Genomic DNA, 18,059 nt, shown 5'->3' with positions numbered 1-18,059 from the left:
ATCAGGAGATTAGGGGGTAAACGCGAAACGCGCAAATGAACTTGTTCACACAACGCAAATTAGGCGCAAATCGGAAATTCATTTGCTTCCGAGGATACGATTGCGGTAAATTCGGCCCGTTGTATTAACGCCAAAATCAGTGATTTGAGCGGCGGATCGTTAGTAGGGGCGGGTTCAATAGAACGATCGATCTTTCAGTTCATCTGGAAATACTCGAAGCGCGACCAGTTGATTTTGCTGGCCGTGACGTCGACCTTGTTTCCTTTGCTTTACCTGACGTTGGAGCTGCCCAAGCGCATCATCAATGACGCAATCGGCGCGACAAGTCAGATTGTCGATGTCTGGGGTTATAGCCTGACGCAGACCACTTTTCTGATGATCCTGTGCTTTGCCTTTCTGGCTGCGGTGCTGGCGCACGGGCTCATGAAGATGCGTATCAACACCATGAAGGGTGTACTGAGCGAGCGTATGCTGCGTCGCTTTCGCTATCAGTTGATCAACCGCGCGCTTCGCTTCCCACAACCATATTTTGAGCGGGTCAGTCAGGGCGAAATGGTCTCGATGATAACCGCTGAAAGCGAACCGATGGGTGGGCTGATGGGGGATGCGATCAGTCAGCCCGTGCTGCAGGCCGGACAAATGATCACGATCCTGTCCTTTCTGTTCCTCCAAAGCGTTTGGTTCGGACTGGCCGCGGTGGCGTTGATCCCGCTGCAGGCCTGGCTGATCCCGCGATTGCAACGCCAGATCAATCTTCTGAACAAGAAGCGCATTCAAGAGGTCCGCGTTTTGGCTGCCCAGATCGGCGAGAACGCTGCCGGAGCCTCGACCCTACGGGCCAATGGCGGTTGGCGATATCGGAGGGCGATGATCTCGGACCAACTGGGGCGGCTGTTCGCCATCCGCTTTGAGATCTATCAGAAGAAGTTCTTTATGAAGTTCATCAACAACTTCATATCGCAGCTGACGCCATTCATGTTCTACCTTGTCGGTGGCCTGCTGGTGTTGCAGGGATCTGTTTCGCTGGGTGCTCTGGTGGCTGCGCTGGCGGCTTACAAAGACTTGAGTTCGCCCTGGAAGGAACTGCTGACCTATTATAATCAAACGCAGGACATGTCGCTGCGATGGGATGTTGTGATTGATCGTTTCGCACCGGATGGAATGATTGATGAGGCCCTGTTTGACGGAGAGCCAGCGGATCGTCCGCATCTGAATGGCGATATCGTACTGAATCAGGTCTCGGTTCGTGATATCGACGGCAATCAGGTTTTGGATGATCTGGACCTGACGTTCCCAGCAGGTAAAACGGTCGGCATTTCGGCCACCAGCGAGGAAGATCGCCATGCGCTGACCGAGTTGCTGACCCGCGAGATACTGCCAACCTCTGGCCGTATTGAAATCGGCGGCATCAATATGGCTGGCCTGCATCAAAGCGTTGTTGCCCGACGAATAGGTCTAGCAACCTCGCGCCCCATAATGTTTCAGGGCACGTTGGGTGAAAATGTGATGATGCCGATGCGGTCACATCCATTGTCCAAGTCCACGGAGGATCCGGATTTCCCCGAGACGCTGAGGGCAGGTAACAGTGCTGATCCATTCCACGTCGAATGGCTAGATCCAGGATCGGCAGGCTTTGACGATACAGCACGGCTGCGCGATTGGTGGCTGAAACTGATCGATGGCATGGGCTCGGGCGCTGCGTTGTTTCAGCGCGGTGCCGAGCAGGTGTTTGATGCGAATGTGCGCCCGGAACTGGCAGCAAAGCTGGTCGAATTGCGCCCTCGGGTGCAGAAGGCGGTGCGCGAGGCCGGGCTTGATCAGCAGGCGCTGATTTTCGATCGCTGCGCGTATAACCCTGCGCTACCCGTTGCTGAGAACCTGTTGTTTGCCACCCCTTGTGTTCCAGTGACACGGCAATTGCTGGCACAGCAGACCGTGTTTCTGGGCCAGTTGCGCGAGTTGGGGTTGGATGAAACCCTGATCAGCCTGACACGCGACGTAATTGAGATGCTGCGCCAGATATTTGGGCTTGATGGAACAGATCATCCTTTGTTTCGCAAGCTGGGGCTTGAGGCCCAGACCTACGAGGCCGCGGTTGAATTGGTCGAGCAAACCCGCAAAGAAGGCGCAAACGGGCTGGATGACGAACAATTGGCTAGCTTGCTTTCGGTGCCATTTGTGATCTCGGCCGAGCAGATTGGCCCGGCGTTTTCGGATGAGCTGAAGAACCGCATTCTTGAGCTTCGCCACAGCCACTCGGCCAAATTGCTGGAACCGTTGCACGATGTATTCGTCCCGTTGGATGAAGATGCCTTTGCACCCGGTTTGACGGTCATGGAAAACGCACTGTTTGGCAAGGTCAGCCAGATCGGCGGTGCGCGGACCGACGAGGCGCGCAAACTGATCGTCGATGTTCTGGCCGAGAACGGGGCGCGACCGATGGTGGTGGAACTGATCTATGATGTTCCGGTCTCGATTGGCGGCCAGAACTTGCCTGCGGTATTTGCCGAACCGCTGGCCTTTACCCGCGCTGCGATCAAAAAGCCGGATATTCTGATCCTGGAAACCGCGCTTGCCAGCTATGATATGGAGACACAGGTCGCAGTTTATAAAAATCTGCGTGAATTGCTGCCCGAAACTACTGTAATCTATCTAAATGATGCGTTCGAAAATCCAGATGTTTTCGACATGTATGTTGAAATCCGTCAGGGCCGGGTCGTGACGGGTGAAGGCCCAACCGACGTCGACGGCGACGGTGCGGCGTCTGCCGATCTGGTACGCAAATTGCGTGCGCTTGAGCAGACCCCGTTGTTCTCTGGGCTCGACCGTCGCCAGCTTCGACTGCTGGCCTTTGGTGCGCGCTGGTTCGAAGCGAAACCTGGCCAGGTGGTGTTTCTGAAGGATGATCAGCCAACCGATGGCGCCTATGTCATCCTTGAGGGCGAGGCAGGATTGTACCTGCCGCGTTCGGGCGAGGCCGATCAACTGATCACAACGGTTGGTGCGGGCGCGTTGGTGGGAGAGCTGGGGTTGATCCGAAAAGAGCCTCGGGCGTTGAGCATGGTGGCTGAAACGGAACTGTCCTGCCTACGGATCGGTGAGGAGGAATTTCTGGCGGTCGTCGAGAACGATGCAGCCACAGCCTTTAAACTGTTGCAGGTCATCGCGGGGTATGTCTCGAACTGATCGGCTTGCTCGCCTGTCGATTGTTACCCTTCGGTTGCGGGTGCACCGCCTTGAAACGCATTCCCATTTGCATAGTCACATGGGGTTTCCTGCATCTGTAGGTGCAGCCCGTCACCTTTGTAGGGATGGGCTCGGGCAAGGCCTTCATCGACCTCGATACCAAGGCCGGGCTCGGTCGGAGGAGTGACGAACCCCTTCTCGACGCGGATGCTTCCCTTTATCAGTTGATCGTGGAATGGGGTCTCGATGCTTTCAAGCAGCAGCAGGTTCGGGATCGACGCCGCCAGATGAATATTCGCCGCCCACTCGATCGGTCCCGCATACAGATGGGGTGCCATCTGGGCGTTGAAAACCTCGGCCATTGCGGCGACTTTCTTCATCTCCCATATACCGCCAGCGCGTCCCAACGCAGGCTGAAGGATTTCGGCGGCCCCGGCGCGCAGGACCGCGCCAAATTCCGCTTTGGTTGTCATCCGTTCACCGGTTGCGACAGGGATACGGACATTGCGCGCCACACGGGCCATATCCTCGATCATATCGGGGGGTGTGGGTTCTTCGAACCACAGCGGCGAAAAGGGTTCCAGCGCTTGGCCCAGACGTATAGCTCCGGCTGTGTTGAACTGGCCATGAGTGCCGAACAGCAGATCGGCCTTGTCTCCAACTGCCTCACGGATCGCTTTGCAAAACGCTATCGACATAGAGATATCGGACATCGCGGGCATGTGTCCACCGCGGATCGTATAAGGCCCGGCGGGATCAAACTTGACGGCGGTATAGCCGCGCCGGACCATTTCAGCAGCACTTTCTCCGGCCTGCTCAGGTGAAGTCCAGAAGTCCGTCAGGTTATGCTGAGGAAGTGGGTAGAGATAGGTGTACGCCCGGATACGGTCGTTCATCCGCCCACCCAGCAGCGCATAGACCGGACGATCACGATCCTTGCCCAAAATGTCCCAGCAGGCGATTTCGAGCCCCGAGAACGCACCCATGACGGTCAGGTCTGGTCGCTGAGTGAAGCCGCTGGAATAGGCGCGGCGGAACATCAACTCGATATTCTCGGGGTTTTCGCCCTGCATGTGCCGTTCGAATACATCGCGAATGACATGGGTCATGGCTTCGGGACCAACCGAGGACGCGTAGCATTCCCCCCAACCGATCACGCCCGTATCCGTGGTGACCTTGACCAAAATCCAATAGCGCCCACCCCAACCCGGTGCCGGAGGCGCGGTGACAATGACATCGAGATCTTGCAGTTTCATCGGGTGTTCCTTTTGCGGGGTTCAGTCGCGATCAAACAAGATTACATTGCGTTTGGCCGCACCGGACTTGGTGTCTTCGATGGCCTCATTGATCTGCGACAGGGTCCAGCGACCCGAGATCAACTCGTCCAGTTTCAGCCGCCCCTGTTCATACAGATCGATCATCCACGGGATGTCGCGCTGGATCACTACATCGCCCATTTTTGAGCCCACCATGCCCTGGCCAAGCGCGGCCAGCACGACGGGTTCGTAGCTGGACATGTCACCAGAATGGGGCATCCCGATCATGATCGCCTTGCCGCCCCGACCAAGGTAACGCGGGGCCTGATCATAGGCCGGGATTGCACCAACAGTAATCAAGACGGCGTCTGCGCCACGTCCGCCCAACGCCTTGTAGGCGGCTTTCCACGGCTCTTTCTGGCTGGCCAAAACACCATGGGTCGCGCCGAACTCCATTGCGATATCCAGCTTATCCTGTGTCATATCGACCGCAACGATACGGCGAGCTCCGGCAATACGTGCGCCTTGGATTGCGTTCAAGCCGACGCCCCCGGCGCCGATGACAACCACGTCCTGCCCGGGGCGAAGCTGGGCGGCGTTGACTGCTGCACCAACACCGGTGATCACCCCGCAGGACAGCAGGCTGGCAAGGTCCCTGGGCAGCGTTTCGGGAATGCGGACGATTTGTCGGTGGCTGACAACTACCTTTTCGGCAAAGGCCCCGCATGCCATGGCCTGTTCCAGCGCATCACCGTCTACAGTCTGCAGCGGACCTTTCACGGTGTCATAAGGTGTTTCACAAATGGTGGGCATGCCACCGGCACAGGACGGGCAGGACCCGCAGGCGCGGATCAAGGTTACCACAACGGGATCACCAAGTTTGAAATCCCCTGCGCCTTCGCCAACAGCAGAAACGAGGCCAGCCGCTTCGTGCCCGTAAACCGCGGGCAAGTGGCCGCCCCACGCGCCGCTTGCAAAGGAAATGTCCGAATGACAAATCGCGACCGCATCCAGCGTGACCTCGACCTCGCCCATGCCGGGCGGTGCAATCAGGATGTCTTCGATGACCAGAGGTTCGCCGAAGGCTCGGCATACAGCTGCTTTGATGGTTTGCATGAGTTTTTCCCGCTTCCTAACAGGATCACGGTGACCCGTCCCGGCGCGGCCTGCAAGGTGGAAACCGTCACGGAGGTGTCGTTGTTATGCCAATGCTGGCTAGACGCAAAAGAAACCGCATATCAAAACGCCTCGCGCTGATCATCTGTTCGATTTACGACAACCAATTGGGTTGGTTCACCGCGTATCGGGATGGTACATCCATAGGGGCTGCTTACATTCGTTGCGAGATCTGGTGCATCAACCCGGCAAGATGCTCAGGATGCGAAAAAAACGGCGAGTGAGAGCTGTCTATCGTGAGGTGCATATCAGGGTCCGCACAGCCCGCCATCTCGGCCTGATATTCGGTCGGAACGATTCGGTCATCGGTGGTTCTGATGTACCCTTTTGGAACGCGCGCGAAGTTATCGCCGACGTCTAGGGGGGTAGTCTGCGGTGCGATCGCCTGGGGGCACAGGCGCGCAAATGCATAGGCAACCACCTCGCGCGCGCAGTCGTGATAAAGCAGGTCGTGCACCTGATCCGGAACCACCGAATACGACAACCCGTCGCCGGATACTTCGACGGCATTTCCGATCAGTTGGCGTGGGGCTCGTTTGCGCATTTCGACCATAGATAGCCCGGATTTCGGAACATAGGCACTTAGATAAATCACACCACGCATGGCGTTCGGGTCGGTCTCGGCAGCCGCACTTACGGGATATCCACCCCACGAGTGCCCTAAGATGATGGTCTTTGGTGTCGAAGCCTTCAGCACGGCATCTCTGCACGTTCCAAGGGTTACATCGCGGATAGGCGTCGGGTCCGAGCCGTGGCTTGGCATATCGATGGCGCGGGCGGTATGTCCGAATGTGGTCAATTCCGGGATCAGATCGCGCCAGCACCAGGCACCGTGCCACGAGCCATGTACAAGCAAGAAATCTGCCAACAATCCCTCCTTCAAATATGTCCGATCTCGGTCAGAAAATCACCGATCAGTTGGGCAAAGTCCTGAGGGCGCTCGACGCAGGGCAGGTGGCCTGCCTTTCGGATTAGCGCAAAGCGCGAGCCAGGGATCAGATCGACCGTTTCGCGCACCAGATCTGGCGGGGTTGAGCCGTCTTCGCTGCCCGCAATCCCCAAGGTCGGCAGGCGCAATCCGCTGGTTGGCGTATAGAAATCGGTGCCAGAGATTGCAGCGCAACAGCCCAGATAGCCATCGACCGGTTGTCGGACCATCATGTTGCGCCAAAGCGTCATCTCGGCGCTGGCCCGAAATGATTTCGAGAACCACCGATCCATAGTGGCGTCCGCCAGTGCCTCGATCCCGCCTTTATGGACAGCATCCATACGCTGCTGCCACATCTTGGGAGTGGCGATCTTGGCGGCCGTATTCGACAGCACCAGCGCGCGGATCTGATCCATACGCTTGACCGCCAGTCCCTGCGCAATCATGCCACCGACGGACAGACCCACGAATACGCAATCCTTGACCTCTAGATAATCCAGCAATTGCTCGGCGTCGCGCACCAGATTTCCCATGGAATAGGGCGCTGAGGGTGCTGTTGACAATCCGTGCCCGCGTTTGTCGTACCTAATGATGCGCAGGCCTTTGGGCAGTAGCGACAATATCGGGTCCCACAGCCGCATATCCGTGCCCAGTGAATTAGCAAACACGATGGGGGCGCCAGCGGCGTCGCCATCAATTCGGTAGTGTATCCGAACATCTTTGAGGTCAGCGATATGCATGTTTAGCGTCCCCGTCTGCTCAGGGTGTCGGTTAAAACGACTACGACCGGATTTTGCACCGGCTGTAAGCAATTGTCAGGTAAGGAATTCCAACGCCCGTTCAAAGATCTGCGGATCCACGTTGCCGCCCGAGGCGACTACGATCACCGCATCCCCATCAATCTGATCCTTGCGAAACAGGGCAGAGGCTATAGCAACAGCTCCGCCCGGTTCCAGCACGATCTTCAGACGCAGAAACGCAAGGGCCATGGCGCGTAGTGATTCCTGTTCAGATACCGACAGACCAGGGCCGCAAAGCCGCTGCAGGATGGGAAAGGTAATCTGCCCCGGCTGTGGCGTCAGGATTGCGTCGCAGATGTTTCCCGAAGTAGCGTCGTTGCTTTGGATCGTCCCGCTTGCCAGCGAGCGTTTCACGTCTTCGAACCCTTCAGGCTCGCATGGACGAGGGCGCAGACCGGGCGCGTGACGCTCTAACGCCAGCGCAATACCAGATGTCAGCCCACCGCCGCCACAGCAGATCAGAACGTCACCTTCGGTCACGCCCAGCGCCCGTGCCTGACGCGCCAGCTCCAGTCCCGTTGTTCCCTGGCCAGCGATCACTTGCGGTTCGTCATAAGGCCGGATCAAGGTCAAACCGCGCTCGGCAGCCAATGCCTCGCCGATGTCTTCGCGGCTTTCGCTGGCACGGTCATATAGGACGACCTCACCGCCCAGCGCGCGCGTATTTTCAATCTTCAGCTTCGGCGCATCCGAGGGCATGACGATGACGGACGAGATTCCATGTTGAGCCGCTGCATAGGCAACACCCTGCGCGTGATTGCCCGAGGAATAGGCGATGACGCCCCGGTTGCGCGCCGCTTCATCCAATGCCGAAATAGCTGACCACGCGCCGCGAAATTTGAAGCTGCCGGTGTGTTGCAGGCATTCGGGTTTGATCAGCACGCGGCGACCCGCGATTTCATCCAGAAAGGGTGATGACAAAAGCGGCGTCTCGCGCACGTGACCTTTCAGCCGCTCGGCGGCGGCTTCGATCATGTCTATGTTGCTCATTTGGCGTCCAGTATCTTGCGGATCAGGTCTAGGGATTGAGGCTCGTTCAGGAACGGGACATGTCCTCGGTCCGGCACTTCGGTCGAGATCAATTCGGGGTGGTGTGCGTGCATCTTCTGCACCGTGGCTTTGCTCAACAAGTCGGAATTTGCACCGCGGATCACGCCGGTGTGGATCGTGCTCAGGGCGTCGAACAAAGACCACAGATCCGGCGTTGGGGTGATGGCGGCCTGCTCGATCAACGCTTGTCGCAATGCGGGGTCATAGCGCAACTCCAGCCCGGTATCGGTTTGAATGTATTGATGTTCTACCTGCTGTTTCCAGACGTCCTGAGCAACGCCGGGGAACTGAGGTGCCATCATCGCGTGTAGGACCTGCGCAGCCTCATCATAGGATTGTGAACTTGGGGGATTGCCGACATAGTCCATAATCTTGGCAATGCCGGCGGGTTCGATTACCGGGCCAACGTCATTTAATATCACACCTGCCAGCCGGTCAGGATGGCTGGCGGCCAAGGCCATGGCGATCAGCCCCCCGCGTGATGTGCCCAACAGGGTCACTTTCTTCAAGCCCAGTTGATCCAGCAGTTCAACCGCATCCAGCCCCTCGCGCAGGATGTTGTAATTCATGTAGTTCGCATCAAAATCGGACTTGCCGCGCCCGCGATAATCCATCGCAATCATACGAAGATCACTCATATGTGGCGCAAGAAATGAAAAGTCGCGGCAGTTGCGCGTCAAGCCAGCCAAGCAAAGCAGAGGATGGCCCGTGCCGGTATCTTCATAGTACAGGCGTTTGCCGTCCGAGGTGGTGAAATATGCCATCAAAGCCCTGCCAATTGTGGGATCGTCGTCAGGTCCGGCAGCACATGTGCAGGATTCCACGGCAGGCGATCCATTGGTTCGCCAGCGCGGTTGACCCAAGCTGTGACAAATCCATAGCCGCTTGCCCCGGCAGCGTCCCACCCGTTTGAGCTGACGAACAGCACTTCATCGCGCGCGCAGCCGAAGCGGTTCTGCACCAGATCGTATACGCTGGCATGGGGTTTGAAGACCCCCACGCTTTCGACCGACAGAACATCATCCAGCACATCACCGATCCCGGCAGACTGCACCGCCCCGTTCAGCATCGGGGGTGAACCGTTGGACAAGATGGCGGTCTGCAACCCACCGGCCTTCAGCGCCTTCAACATATCGGGGACCTCGGGATAGGCCTGCAATTCCCAATACAAATCAAGCAGACGCTGCCGAAGGGTGATATCCCCTTGAAGGCCAACCGCTTCCAAGGCCCAATCCAGCCCATCTTGCGTGACATCCCAAAAGTCACAATGCGCATCAGCGACAGCACGCAACCAAGTATATTGCAGTTGCTTTAAACGCCAGTGATTGGCCAACTCGGGCCATTTATCAGCCAACGTTTCGAACTCCGGTTCCGCTGCGGCCTGCCTTGCGGCGGCGGCCACGTCAAACAGAGTGCCATAAGCGTCGAATACACACGTGGTGATAGCCATCCGATCCTCCCCTGATCGGGCGCAGGTAAACACAACCGGTTCCGGGGTTAAAGAGGGCAGGGTTTACAATGCTGTGTCAGCCTCTAGGCTGCGCCGTTCATTTCTTTTCAGGCCGGAGGCCATCATGACCGCAATCAAACAAGGCGACACGGTTCGCATCCACTACACCGGAACTCTGCTGGACGGCAAAGTCTTCGACAGTTCCGAGGGGCGCGATCCGTTGGAGTTTGCGGTTGGTTCCGGGCAGATCATACCCGGTCTGGACGCTGCCCTGCCGGGCATGGAGATTGGCGAGAAGAAGCGTGTCGAGATCGATTGCGTTGACGCCTATGGCCCGATCAATCCGGGCATGCGGCAACAGATCCCGCGTGAAGGCATCCCGGATGCCATTCAGCTTGAACCCGGCACGCAGTTACAGATGCAAACTCCTGACGGTCAGGCATTGCCAGTGACTGTCGTCGAGGTAGATGAGGCGACAGTGACCTTGGATGCAAATCATCCACTAGCGGGGCAAGATCTGGTCTTCGATATCGAAATCGTTTCGATCAACTGATGCTGATTGGATCAAAGGCCCGGGATATGTGACAACAACGGCTCAATCGCATCGCGCACGGGCGGTTGGGTCAGAAACACAAAGGCAATCAGCAGCGATGTGAGAATCAGCAGCAAAAGACGCGCACGTCCGCTTCCTGATTTGCGTTTCAAAGCTGGCGAGCGCGTGTTGCTCGCAAGGATCTGTTCAAGTTTGCTCATATCGTAATCCCTGCGGGGCAAAGATGTTCAAATCTTGGCACCCGCAGGGAAAGATATAGTCACATGGCCTCTGGCTGGGGCATGCCCAGAATATGATACCCGCCGTCGACGCGGATGATCTCACCCGAAGTATAGCTGCCGGCGTCGGACGCAAGATAAACGGCGGTGCCTCCGACGGCCTCCAGCGTGGCATTCGAACGCATCGGTGCGTTCTGGTCGCAGAACTTGTAGGTCTTGCGTGCACCACCAATAGCCGCACCCGCCAATGTTTTCATCGGGCCGGGCGAGATGGCGTTCACGCGAATACCCTCAGGGCCCAGATCGTTCGCCAGATAGCGCGTCGCCGATTCCAGCGCAGCCTTGGCGACGCCCATGACATTGTAGTTTGGTACAACCTTGTTCGATCCCTGATAGGTCAGGGTCAACAATGTGCCGCCATTGTCCTTCATCAGCGGATAGGCGCGACGGGCAACTTCGATGAACGAATAGGCCGACACATCCAGCGAGTGTTTGAAGTTTGCCCGCGTGGTGTTCAAGAATCGACCGGTCAGTTCGGACTTGTCCGAATAAGCGATAGCGTGGACAACAAAATCTATTGTTGGCCAGCGGGCGGACAACTCGCCAAACGCGCGATCCAGTGAATCATCATCGGTCACATCCGCATCGACCATGAAGTCGCTGCCCAAGCTTTGGGCCAGCGGTTCAAGCCGTTTGCCAAACGCCTCGCCCTGATAGGTGAAAGCCAGCTCAGCGCCCGCTTCGTGCATGGCTTTGGCGATGCCCCACGCGATAGAGCGGTCATTAGCCACGCCCATGATCAGGCCGCGTTTACCCTTGAGAATATCCGACATCTTGTTCACCCGTTATACTTCGACAGAACCATGGATCCGTTGGTGCCGCCAAAGCCGAAGCTATTGGTCATCACGCTGTCCAAGCCTGCGTTTTCAACCACTTGAGTTGCAATTTCACCGGGCAGGATGCCGTCGGCAAGTGTGTCGACATTGATCGACGGAGTAATGAAATCATGTTCCAGCATGAGCAGGCAGAAGATCGCCTCAAGCGCCCCCGCTGCGCCTTGCGCGTGACCGGTCATCGATTTTGTCGATGAAATCGGAGGCACACTGCCTTCACCAAAGATACGGCGTACGGCTTCGACTTCTCCGACGTCGCCCACTGGGGTCGAGGTGCCGTGGGCATTGATATAGCCGACCTTGCGGCCTTCGGGCACGGTCGACAGCGCCAGACGCATCGCGCGCTCGCCGCCTTCGCCGGATGGTGCCACCATGTCGTGCCCATCAGATGTCGCGGCATAGCCGGTTACTTCGGCATAGATTTTCGCACCGCGCGCCAGCGCATGCTCGAGGTCTTCCAGAACCACGATGCCGCCACCGCCGGAAATCACAAATCCGTCGCGGTTCTGATCGAATGCGCGCGAGGCTTTATCAGGTGTGTCGTTGTACTTGGACGACATCGCACCCATCGCGTCGAACAGGCAGGACAGGGTCCAGTCCAGCTCTTCTCCTCCACCTGCGAACATCACATCCTGCTTTCCCAGCATGATCTGTTCAGCCGCATTGCCGATGCAGTGCAGCGAGGTCGAGCAGGCCGAGGTGATCGAGTAGTTGATACCTTTGATTTTGAACGCGGTCGCCAAGTTCGCAGAAATCGTAGAACACATGCACTTTGGCACTGCAAACGGGCCGATCCGTTTGGTTGCGCCGGTTTTCAGCACGGTTTGGTGCGCGGTCAACATCGCGCTGGTCGATGGTCCACCCGAACCGGCCACCAGACCTGTGCGCGGATTGACCACCTGATCTTCGGTCAGCCCGGCGTCCGCGATGGCCTGATTCATCGCGATATGGGCATAGGCAGCACCCGGACCCATGAACCGCAGGGTCCGCTTGTCCACGTGATCGGCCACATCGATTTTCAGCGAACCGGCGATTTGGCTGCGAAAGCCGTGCTCGACCATCTGTTCGCTTGCTACGATGCCGGATTTGCCTGCTTTGAGCGAGGCGAGCACCTCTTCGGCATTGTTCCCGATCGAGGACACAACCCCCAGACCGGTGACGACTACTCGACGCATGTGCGTACTCCTTATTGCGGCCGGTCAGGCTCAGGCGTCTGACAGAACGACCTTCATATCCTTGACGTCGTATATCAATTCGCCATCGGCTTCGACGATGCCATCTGCCACACCCATGGTCAGGCGGCGCGTCTGGATCGCCTTTTTGAAATCAATCTTATAGGTCAGCATCTTCCGGTCCGGGCGCACCATGCCGGTCAACTTGACCTCTCCGACGCCAACGGCCATGCCACGTCCTTGCCAGCCGCGCCAGCCGAGGTTGAAGCCGGTCAGTTGCCACAAACCGTCCAGGCCCAGACAGCCGGGCATGATCGGATTGCCGGGGAAATGGCAGTCAAAGAACCAAAGGTCAGGTGTGATATCAAATTCGGCCAGCACATGACCCTTGCCATGCGCTCCACCGTCGCCGGAAATCTCGGTAATGCGGTCCATCATCAACATCGGCGGAGCCGGCAACTGCGCGTTGCCAGGGCCAAATAGTTCGCCGCGGGCGCATTTCAGCAGATCGTCCTTGTCAAAACTGCTCGGGAATTGGGCCATTCTGCCGCCTCTCCTGCCTGGGTCCGTTTATTACATCTGGCCTCGTCTATCACCCGTATGCAAGGTCCTGCAAGACCAGCACTCCATATCTTGTTGTGACTACAATATTCTTTGCGAATGAATTTCATTTGAAATTGCAGGCAGGGCGCACTTATATTAAGGGCAGCAAAACACAGGTATCGGATTCATGACACCTCAGAGCCGTGAGATCGCTGCAAATTGGTTGGTTGACGCAGGTTTGCGCCCCACGCGCCAAAGGGTTGCTTTGGCCGAATTGCTTGTGGGCGACGGTCTGCATCGTCATGTGACAGCGGAAAGCCTGTTTGAATCCGCAAAAGCCAAAGGTGACGCGGTTTCGCTGGCGACCGTATACAACACATTGCGGGCGTTTTGCGATGCCGGGGTGCTTCAAGAGATCACTGTTGACGGGTCCAAAAGCTATTTCGACACCAACACGCATGACCATCCGCATTTCTATTGGGAAGACGAAAGCCGTCTGAGCGATGCACCATCCGACCAATTGGTGATCCAACAATTGCCGGAAGCTCCTGAAGGCGTCGAAATCGCATCGGTCGATGTGGTGATCCGCCTGCGGAAGAAGTAACCTCTAATCCTTACATAACAACGTAACCAACGCATGCTCAGCCTGCATGATCATTGGATCTGTCGGCCCCGTGCCATGCCGTGCCAATACAACAGATTCGGTTGCATCTGGATCGGTGATCGGCAGGCTTATCACGCGGACCTGATCATAACTGAAGCCGTTTTTAGGGCTGGTATAGCTTATCCCGATGCCTTCCCCATGAGCGGCCAGACTGCGCGAAAGCTCCAATGATTCCGCTCGGTGCGAGATTGTGGGGTTCAGACCTTTGCGTCTGAAAAGCGCGAGTACATGCTGTGCAGACAAACCCTCTTTAGACAGAATCAGTGGATATGACGCTAGCTCGGTCAGGGTTAGCTGCTTGGCCGCCGCCAGTGTATGATCAGGTGAAAGCAGTGCGTGTGGGGTGCTGTCGAACAACTTCTTGCAGGAAAAACCGGCATCCATGCCGAGGTCATAGGTGAGTGCAAAATCGTATCTGCCATCGATCAGGCCGGAAATCAGGCCTTCGAACGTCTCAACCCCGTGTGTCAGGACGACGTCGGGCAAAGCTTCTTGCAGGCGGTGCAGAGATTGGGCCAGAAGAAAGGGTGCCAGATCGACAAAGCATCCCAGGCGCAATCGGCGCTCGCCGGTTATCGGCTGCTTTGACTGTTCCAAAAGCGCAGCTCGCTTCAACAAGGCCTCGGCCTCTTCGATGAATTTGCGGCCCTGCGGGGTCAGCGCCATCGCGGCACCCCGTCTTCGGGCAAACAGTGGATATCCCAAACGTGTTTCGACCCGGGTCAGCGCATTGGACAAGGCAGGTTGCGAGACATTTAGGCGTTGTGCCGCAGCAGACAGGCTGCCATGCCGGCCGATGGCGCAAACATATTCGTACTGGCGCAGAGTGAGGTATAACATAGAGTTAATACCTAATTTGAAAGATATGATTTGAACAGATGTCTTATTCATGCGCAGATCGGGCGACAAATCTAAGGAGACCGCGATGACTCACCCTCTTGTTTCTCAGGCCATGATCGACAACTTCCAGACGGACGGCGTTGTGTTGGTCAAAGGCCTGTTCGCCGATCACATTGAAACCCTACGGGCCGGGGTTGCCGCGAATATGGCCGAGCCGGGTCCTTATGCTTCGGAGAACAGGAAAGATGGCGAAACCGGCCGTTTTTTTGACGACTATTGCAACTGGTCCCGTATCCCGCAGTTTCGTGAAGTGATCGAAAAATCTCCTGCTGCTGAAGTAGCGGCCGACCTCATGCAGTCGCAATCTGTGCAGATGTTCCATGACCATGTTCTGGTGAAGGAACCCGGAACCTCGATGGCAACGCCGTGGCATCAGGATGGGCCATACTATTTTGTGGATGGTCAACAGAATATCAGCTTCTGGTCACCGTTGGATCCGGTGAAACAAGCGACCTTGCGCTGCGTTGCCGGTTCGCACCGCTGGGAAAAAGAAGTGCTACCTACCCGCTGGGTCTCGGAAGAAGGTTTCTTCCCTGACGAGGGCCAGTACATGCCGATTCCGGACCCAGATGCCGAAGGGATGAAGATTGTAGAATTTGAAATGGAGCCCGGTGACGCAGTGGCCTTCAACTATCGCACGCTACACGGGGCCCGAGGCAATACTTCCGATAGCCGACGCAGGGCATTTTCGCTGCGATTGGTTGGTGATGATGCACGTTATGTCGAGCGTCCAGGCCGGACTTCGCCGCCATTTCCGGGACATGAAATGGTGCCGGGGCAGCGGCTGCGCGAGGACTGGTTCCCAGTTCTGTTACAGCGTTAGAACCTAGAACCACTGGCCCGATTCGATCAGGCCCAGATCCAGCAATTGGCGCGAGTCCCACTCGAACGGAGTTGAATGGATCCAGCAGAAGTTGGAGATATCAAACGTCGATCCGGCGTTCGTCTTCAATGCTTTGGCCGCCCGGAACGAACAGATCGCGGCGGTCAGGTTGTTGTGCCATGGGCAGGCGTAGGTGTTGTATTCCGGCTCATTGAAAGTGTGATCAGGCAGAAGTTTCAGATCGGGTTTTGCTTTGAACAGCGAAATCCGATCGATCCGGCGTCGTTCATACGGGATATGATCTTCGAACCGCCAGCGCAGACCACCGGACATATCCAGTTGCCGCTCTAGCGGCTTGCCAGATGCGTCATGCCGCGTGTGGGCGTAGTATCCGGTCTTGTCCAGCATTGCGTGATCGGGGGCCACTCCGTTTGGATAGGCCGTCAGATCATTCGCATAAAGATCGATCACATGGGTCAGCATGGCCTGGCGCCGTTCTTCAGAATGGAAGGCCAGTAACTCTCCGACCGAGCGGGTCTCGCAGAAAGGGTAGAACAGATATTCAGAGTTGTAGCAGTAGTATACCCATGTGCCTTGAGCCGCCTGAATGATCCGATTGACGGCCTCAAATACGACGGTTCTGGGCGCGCAGGTCATCGTCACTCGATGAACCCTTTCCTCCAGCGCTTCATCCAGCGTGAATTCCTGGGGTAGGAATGTGATCACGGATTTGAACCCCAGCTTCAAATGATGGTGCAGCGTCCCTTCTAGCTCGACATCATCTTCGGCAAATATCAGTGCCACGGGTCCCTTGCTCAGGATCGACCGATCGGAATTCAGAAGGTGATCAAGGGATTCGTACTGCATCGTTGGTTTCGTTGCCGCCTTGCTGGAAATTCCCGCCAAATTCGGGTAATTGCGCCAGCATTGCAAGCGGCGTTCGATACGTATAGACGACGCCGACCCAGCGACTGAAAAGGCCAACCCATGTCTGAACCGAAAAAGCTGTTTATCAAGACCTATGGCTGTCAGATGAACGTCTATGACAGCGAACGCATGGCCGAAGCGCTGGGCGGACAGGGCTATGTCGAGACCAAATCGCCCGATGATGCGGATATGATCCTGCTCAATACCTGCCACATTCGAGAAAAGGCAGCTGAGAAAGTCTATTCCGAACTGGGCCGTTTCAAGGGCCTCAAGGCGGAAAAGCCGGAACTTAAAATCGGTGTCGCAGGTTGCGTCGCTCAGGCCGAAGGCGAGGAAATCATCCGTCGCCAGCCGCTTGTCGATCTGGTGGTGGGGCCGCAAAGCTATCATCGCCTGCCCGAGATGGAGGCGAAGACGCGCGCGGGTGAAAAGGCGCTGGATACCGAGTTCCCCGAAGAAGACAAATTCGAAAAGCTCAAGAACCGCCCCAAGGCCAAGCGCGGACCGACGGCATTCCTGACCGTGCAGGAGGGGTGTGACAAGTTCTGTGCCTTCTGCGTTGTGCCCTATACACGCGGGGCCGAGGTCAGCCGCCCGGCAGATCGCATCCTGCGTGAGGCCCGCGATCTGGTTGAACGCGGTGTGCGTGAGATCACGCTGCTGGGGCAGAACGTCAATGCCTATCACGGGGCTGGACCGGACGGAGACATGACCCTTGCCGGTCTGATCTGGGAATTGAACAAGGTCGACGGGCTAGAGCGCATACGCTTTACCACCTCGCACCCGAACGACATGGATGATGCGCTGATCGAAGCGCATGGCACCTGTGAGAAGTTGATGCCATATCTGCATTTGCCGGTGCAGTCGGGGTCGGACAAAATTCTGAAGCGGATGAACCGCAGCCATACGGCTGAAAGCTATCTGCGATTGATCGAGCGTATCCGAGAAGCGCGCCCCGATATTCTGATGTCCGGCGATTTCATCGTGGGCTTCCCGGAAGAGACGGAAGAGGATTTTCAGGCCACTCTGGATTTGGTCGAAGAGGTCAAATACGGCTACGCCTATTCCTTCAAATACTCGACGCGACCCGGCACACCTGCAGCAGAACGGCCACAGGTCGAGGCCGAAGTGGCGGATGCACGCCTGCAGCGCTTGCAAGGGTTGATCACGCGCCACCAGCGCGAGATTCAGGACTCGATGGTCGGAAAGACAGTTAATGTCCTGTTTGAAAAGCCTGGGCGGCAACCGGGCCAGATGGTTGGAAAATCCGAGTATCTGCATGCGGTTCACGTCGCGGACGCTGATATCGCGAGCGGCGACTTACGTAAGGTAAGGATAAAATCGTCTGGCGCGAACTCGCTGGGTGGTGAGTTGGTCTGATCCCTTGTGGCTGGCCCGCAAAGGGTTTTCGCCTTGAAATTTAACCCTTGATTTATGGCTTGGAACTATGTTCCGAGGAAGGCTAGATTTTTCTGGGCCGAATTTTGGGTGTCGACAAACGCACCGACCCCGCCTGACGG

The 18,059-nt window shown here is 56.9% G+C and carries 18 protein-coding genes; 5 read left to right on the top strand and 13 right to left on the bottom strand.

Annotated features, from left to right (window positions below):
- Positions 1-144: 144 nt before the first annotated feature.
- The gene (locus ACRZ9U_RS10135; RefSeq protein ID WP_480901693.1) at positions 145-3,186 is read left to right on the top strand and encodes an ABC transporter transmembrane domain-containing protein; all 3,042 of its coding nucleotides are present in this window, start codon (positions 145-147) and stop codon (positions 3,184-3,186) included.
- 23 nt (positions 3,187-3,209) lie between these two features.
- Here ACRZ9U_RS10135 and ACRZ9U_RS10130 read toward each other — a convergent pair whose 3' ends face one another.
- From ACRZ9U_RS10130 to ACRZ9U_RS10100, 7 genes are all read right to left on the bottom strand, one after another.
- Positions 3,210-4,442 carry a mandelate racemase/muconate lactonizing enzyme family protein gene (locus ACRZ9U_RS10130; protein ID WP_170404582.1) on the bottom strand — a complete coding sequence of 411 codons (1,233 nt, stop codon included), beginning with the start codon at positions 4,440-4,442 and terminating at the stop codon, positions 3,210-3,212.
- A gap of 21 nt (positions 4,443-4,463) precedes the next feature.
- A complete protein-coding gene (locus tag ACRZ9U_RS10125) occupies positions 4,464-5,558 on the bottom strand; it encodes a Zn-dependent alcohol dehydrogenase (protein WP_170404579.1) in 1,095 nt (364 codons plus the stop codon).
- Between the two features lie 214 nt (positions 5,559-5,772).
- Entirely contained in the window at positions 5,773-6,486 is a 714-nt protein-coding gene (locus ACRZ9U_RS10120; RefSeq protein WP_170397608.1) for an alpha/beta fold hydrolase, read from the bottom strand.
- A gap of 11 nt (positions 6,487-6,497) precedes the next feature.
- Positions 6,498-7,286, bottom strand: coding sequence for a 3-oxoadipate enol-lactonase (pcaD, locus tag ACRZ9U_RS10115; RefSeq protein ID WP_170404576.1), 789 nt, complete (start codon positions 7,284-7,286; stop codon positions 6,498-6,500).
- A 75-nt stretch (positions 7,287-7,361) separates the two neighbouring features.
- The gene (locus ACRZ9U_RS10110) at positions 7,362-8,336 is read right to left on the bottom strand and encodes a threonine/serine dehydratase family protein (RefSeq protein ID WP_170404573.1); all 975 of its coding nucleotides are present in this window, start codon (positions 8,334-8,336) and stop codon (positions 7,362-7,364) included.
- Positions 8,333-9,160 carry an alpha/beta fold hydrolase gene (locus ACRZ9U_RS10105; protein WP_170397599.1) on the bottom strand — a complete coding sequence of 276 codons (828 nt, stop codon included), beginning with the start codon at positions 9,158-9,160 and terminating at the stop codon, positions 8,333-8,335. Before ACRZ9U_RS10105 ends, ACRZ9U_RS10110 begins: the two co-directional genes overlap by 4 nt.
- Complete coding sequence (locus ACRZ9U_RS10100; RefSeq protein WP_170397595.1) at positions 9,160-9,846, bottom strand: haloacid dehalogenase type II; 687 nt, start codon at positions 9,844-9,846, stop codon at positions 9,160-9,162. The genes ACRZ9U_RS10105 and ACRZ9U_RS10100 overlap by 1 nt, the downstream gene beginning before the upstream one ends.
- A 124-nt stretch (positions 9,847-9,970) precedes the next feature.
- Between ACRZ9U_RS10100 and ACRZ9U_RS10095 the strand changes: the two genes are divergently transcribed.
- On the top strand, positions 9,971-10,399 hold the full coding sequence (locus ACRZ9U_RS10095) for an FKBP-type peptidyl-prolyl cis-trans isomerase (protein WP_170404570.1): 429 nt from the start codon (positions 9,971-9,973) through the stop codon (positions 10,397-10,399).
- An 11-nt stretch (positions 10,400-10,410) separates the two neighbouring features.
- Here ACRZ9U_RS10095 and ACRZ9U_RS10090 read toward each other — a convergent pair whose 3' ends face one another.
- Genes ACRZ9U_RS10090 through fabA form a run of 4 tightly spaced genes read right to left on the bottom strand, consistent with a single transcriptional unit; the run spans position 10,411 to position 13,225 of the window.
- Complete coding sequence (locus ACRZ9U_RS10090; RefSeq protein ID WP_170397589.1) at positions 10,411-10,599, bottom strand: hypothetical protein; 189 nt, start codon at positions 10,597-10,599, stop codon at positions 10,411-10,413.
- Positions 10,600-10,658: 59 nt separating this feature from the next.
- The gene (locus tag ACRZ9U_RS10085) at positions 10,659-11,450 is read right to left on the bottom strand and encodes an enoyl-ACP reductase FabI (RefSeq protein WP_170397587.1); all 792 of its coding nucleotides are present in this window, start codon (positions 11,448-11,450) and stop codon (positions 10,659-10,661) included.
- A gap of 5 nt (positions 11,451-11,455) precedes the next feature.
- Positions 11,456-12,685 carry a beta-ketoacyl-ACP synthase I gene (gene fabB / locus ACRZ9U_RS10080; protein WP_170397584.1) on the bottom strand — a complete coding sequence of 410 codons (1,230 nt, stop codon included), beginning with the start codon at positions 12,683-12,685 and terminating at the stop codon, positions 11,456-11,458.
- A 30-nt stretch (positions 12,686-12,715) separates the two neighbouring features.
- Positions 12,716-13,225, bottom strand: coding sequence for a bifunctional 3-hydroxydecanoyl-ACP dehydratase/trans-2-decenoyl-ACP isomerase (gene fabA, locus ACRZ9U_RS10075; RefSeq protein ID WP_039538618.1), 510 nt, complete (start codon positions 13,223-13,225; stop codon positions 12,716-12,718).
- A 187-nt stretch (positions 13,226-13,412) separates the two neighbouring features.
- Here fabA and irrA point away from each other — a divergent pair, with 187 nt between their 5' ends.
- The gene (gene irrA / locus ACRZ9U_RS10070) at positions 13,413-13,829 is read left to right on the top strand and encodes an iron response transcriptional regulator IrrA (RefSeq protein ID WP_170397577.1); all 417 of its coding nucleotides are present in this window, start codon (positions 13,413-13,415) and stop codon (positions 13,827-13,829) included.
- 3 nt (positions 13,830-13,832) lie between these two features.
- Here the strand turns inward: irrA and ACRZ9U_RS10065 are convergent, their stop codons facing one another.
- Positions 13,833-14,729, bottom strand: coding sequence for a LysR family transcriptional regulator (locus ACRZ9U_RS10065; protein WP_170404567.1), 897 nt, complete (start codon positions 14,727-14,729; stop codon positions 13,833-13,835).
- An 85-nt stretch (positions 14,730-14,814) separates the two neighbouring features.
- Between ACRZ9U_RS10065 and ACRZ9U_RS10060 the strand changes: the two genes are divergently transcribed.
- Complete coding sequence (locus ACRZ9U_RS10060; RefSeq protein WP_170397571.1) at positions 14,815-15,612, top strand: phytanoyl-CoA dioxygenase family protein; 798 nt, start codon at positions 14,815-14,817, stop codon at positions 15,610-15,612.
- A 3-nt stretch (positions 15,613-15,615) separates the two neighbouring features.
- On the opposite strand, the gene ACRZ9U_RS10055 is transcribed toward ACRZ9U_RS10060, so the two are convergent.
- Positions 15,616-16,479: a hypothetical protein gene (locus ACRZ9U_RS10055; protein ID WP_170404564.1), complete on the bottom strand. Its 864-nt coding sequence runs from the start codon at positions 16,477-16,479 to the stop codon at positions 15,616-15,618.
- Positions 16,480-16,599: 120 nt separating this feature from the next.
- On the opposite strand from ACRZ9U_RS10055, the gene miaB reads away from it, so the two are divergent.
- Positions 16,600-17,919 (top strand): tRNA (N6-isopentenyl adenosine(37)-C2)-methylthiotransferase MiaB, encoded by a 1,320-nt coding sequence (gene miaB, locus ACRZ9U_RS10050; RefSeq protein ID WP_170404560.1) that lies wholly within the window; start codon positions 16,600-16,602, stop codon positions 17,917-17,919.
- Positions 17,920-18,059 lie beyond the last annotated feature (140 nt).

It is taken from the genome of Ruegeria sp. D7 (assembly GCF_056534355.1).
Note: the sequence above shows the minus strand (reverse complement) of the source record. Positions and strands in the feature narration are given on the sequence as shown.

Bases quoted from the DNA above. Each gene is read 5' to 3' on its own strand.
- ACRZ9U_RS10130 (WP_170404582.1), bottom strand. From the start codon at position 4,442: ATGAAACTGCAAGATCTCGATGTCATTGTCACCGCGCCTCCGGCACCG.
- ACRZ9U_RS10125 (WP_170404579.1), bottom strand. From the start codon at position 5,558: ATGCAAACCATCAAAGCAGCTGTATGCCGAGCCTTCGGCGAACCTCTG.
- pcaD (WP_170404576.1), bottom strand. From the start codon at position 7,286: ATGCATATCGCTGACCTCAAAGATGTTCGGATACACTACCGAATTGAT.
- ACRZ9U_RS10110 (WP_170404573.1), bottom strand. From the start codon at position 8,336: ATGAGCAACATAGACATGATCGAAGCCGCCGCCGAGCGGCTGAAAGGT.
- ACRZ9U_RS10105 (WP_170397599.1), bottom strand. From the start codon at position 9,160: ATGGCATATTTCACCACCTCGGACGGCAAACGCCTGTACTATGAAGAT.
- ACRZ9U_RS10100 (WP_170397595.1), bottom strand. From the start codon at position 9,846: ATGGCTATCACCACGTGTGTATTCGACGCTTATGGCACTCTGTTTGAC.
- ACRZ9U_RS10095 (WP_170404570.1), top strand. From the start codon at position 9,971: ATGACCGCAATCAAACAAGGCGACACGGTTCGCATCCACTACACCGGA.
- ACRZ9U_RS10090 (WP_170397589.1), bottom strand. From the start codon at position 10,599: ATGAGCAAACTTGAACAGATCCTTGCGAGCAACACGCGCTCGCCAGCT.
- ACRZ9U_RS10085 (WP_170397587.1), bottom strand. From the start codon at position 11,450: ATGTCGGATATTCTCAAGGGTAAACGCGGCCTGATCATGGGCGTGGCT.
- fabB (WP_170397584.1), bottom strand. From the start codon at position 12,685: ATGCGTCGAGTAGTCGTCACCGGTCTGGGGGTTGTGTCCTCGATCGGG.
- fabA (WP_039538618.1), bottom strand. From the start codon at position 13,225: ATGGCCCAATTCCCGAGCAGTTTTGACAAGGACGATCTGCTGAAATGC.
- irrA (WP_170397577.1), top strand. From the start codon at position 13,413: ATGACACCTCAGAGCCGTGAGATCGCTGCAAATTGGTTGGTTGACGCA.
- ACRZ9U_RS10065 (WP_170404567.1), bottom strand. From the start codon at position 14,729: ATGTTATACCTCACTCTGCGCCAGTACGAATATGTTTGCGCCATCGGC.
- ACRZ9U_RS10060 (WP_170397571.1), top strand. From the start codon at position 14,815: ATGACTCACCCTCTTGTTTCTCAGGCCATGATCGACAACTTCCAGACG.
- ACRZ9U_RS10055 (WP_170404564.1), bottom strand. From the start codon at position 16,479: ATGCAGTACGAATCCCTTGATCACCTTCTGAATTCCGATCGGTCGATC.
- miaB (WP_170404560.1), top strand. From the start codon at position 16,600: ATGTCTGAACCGAAAAAGCTGTTTATCAAGACCTATGGCTGTCAGATG.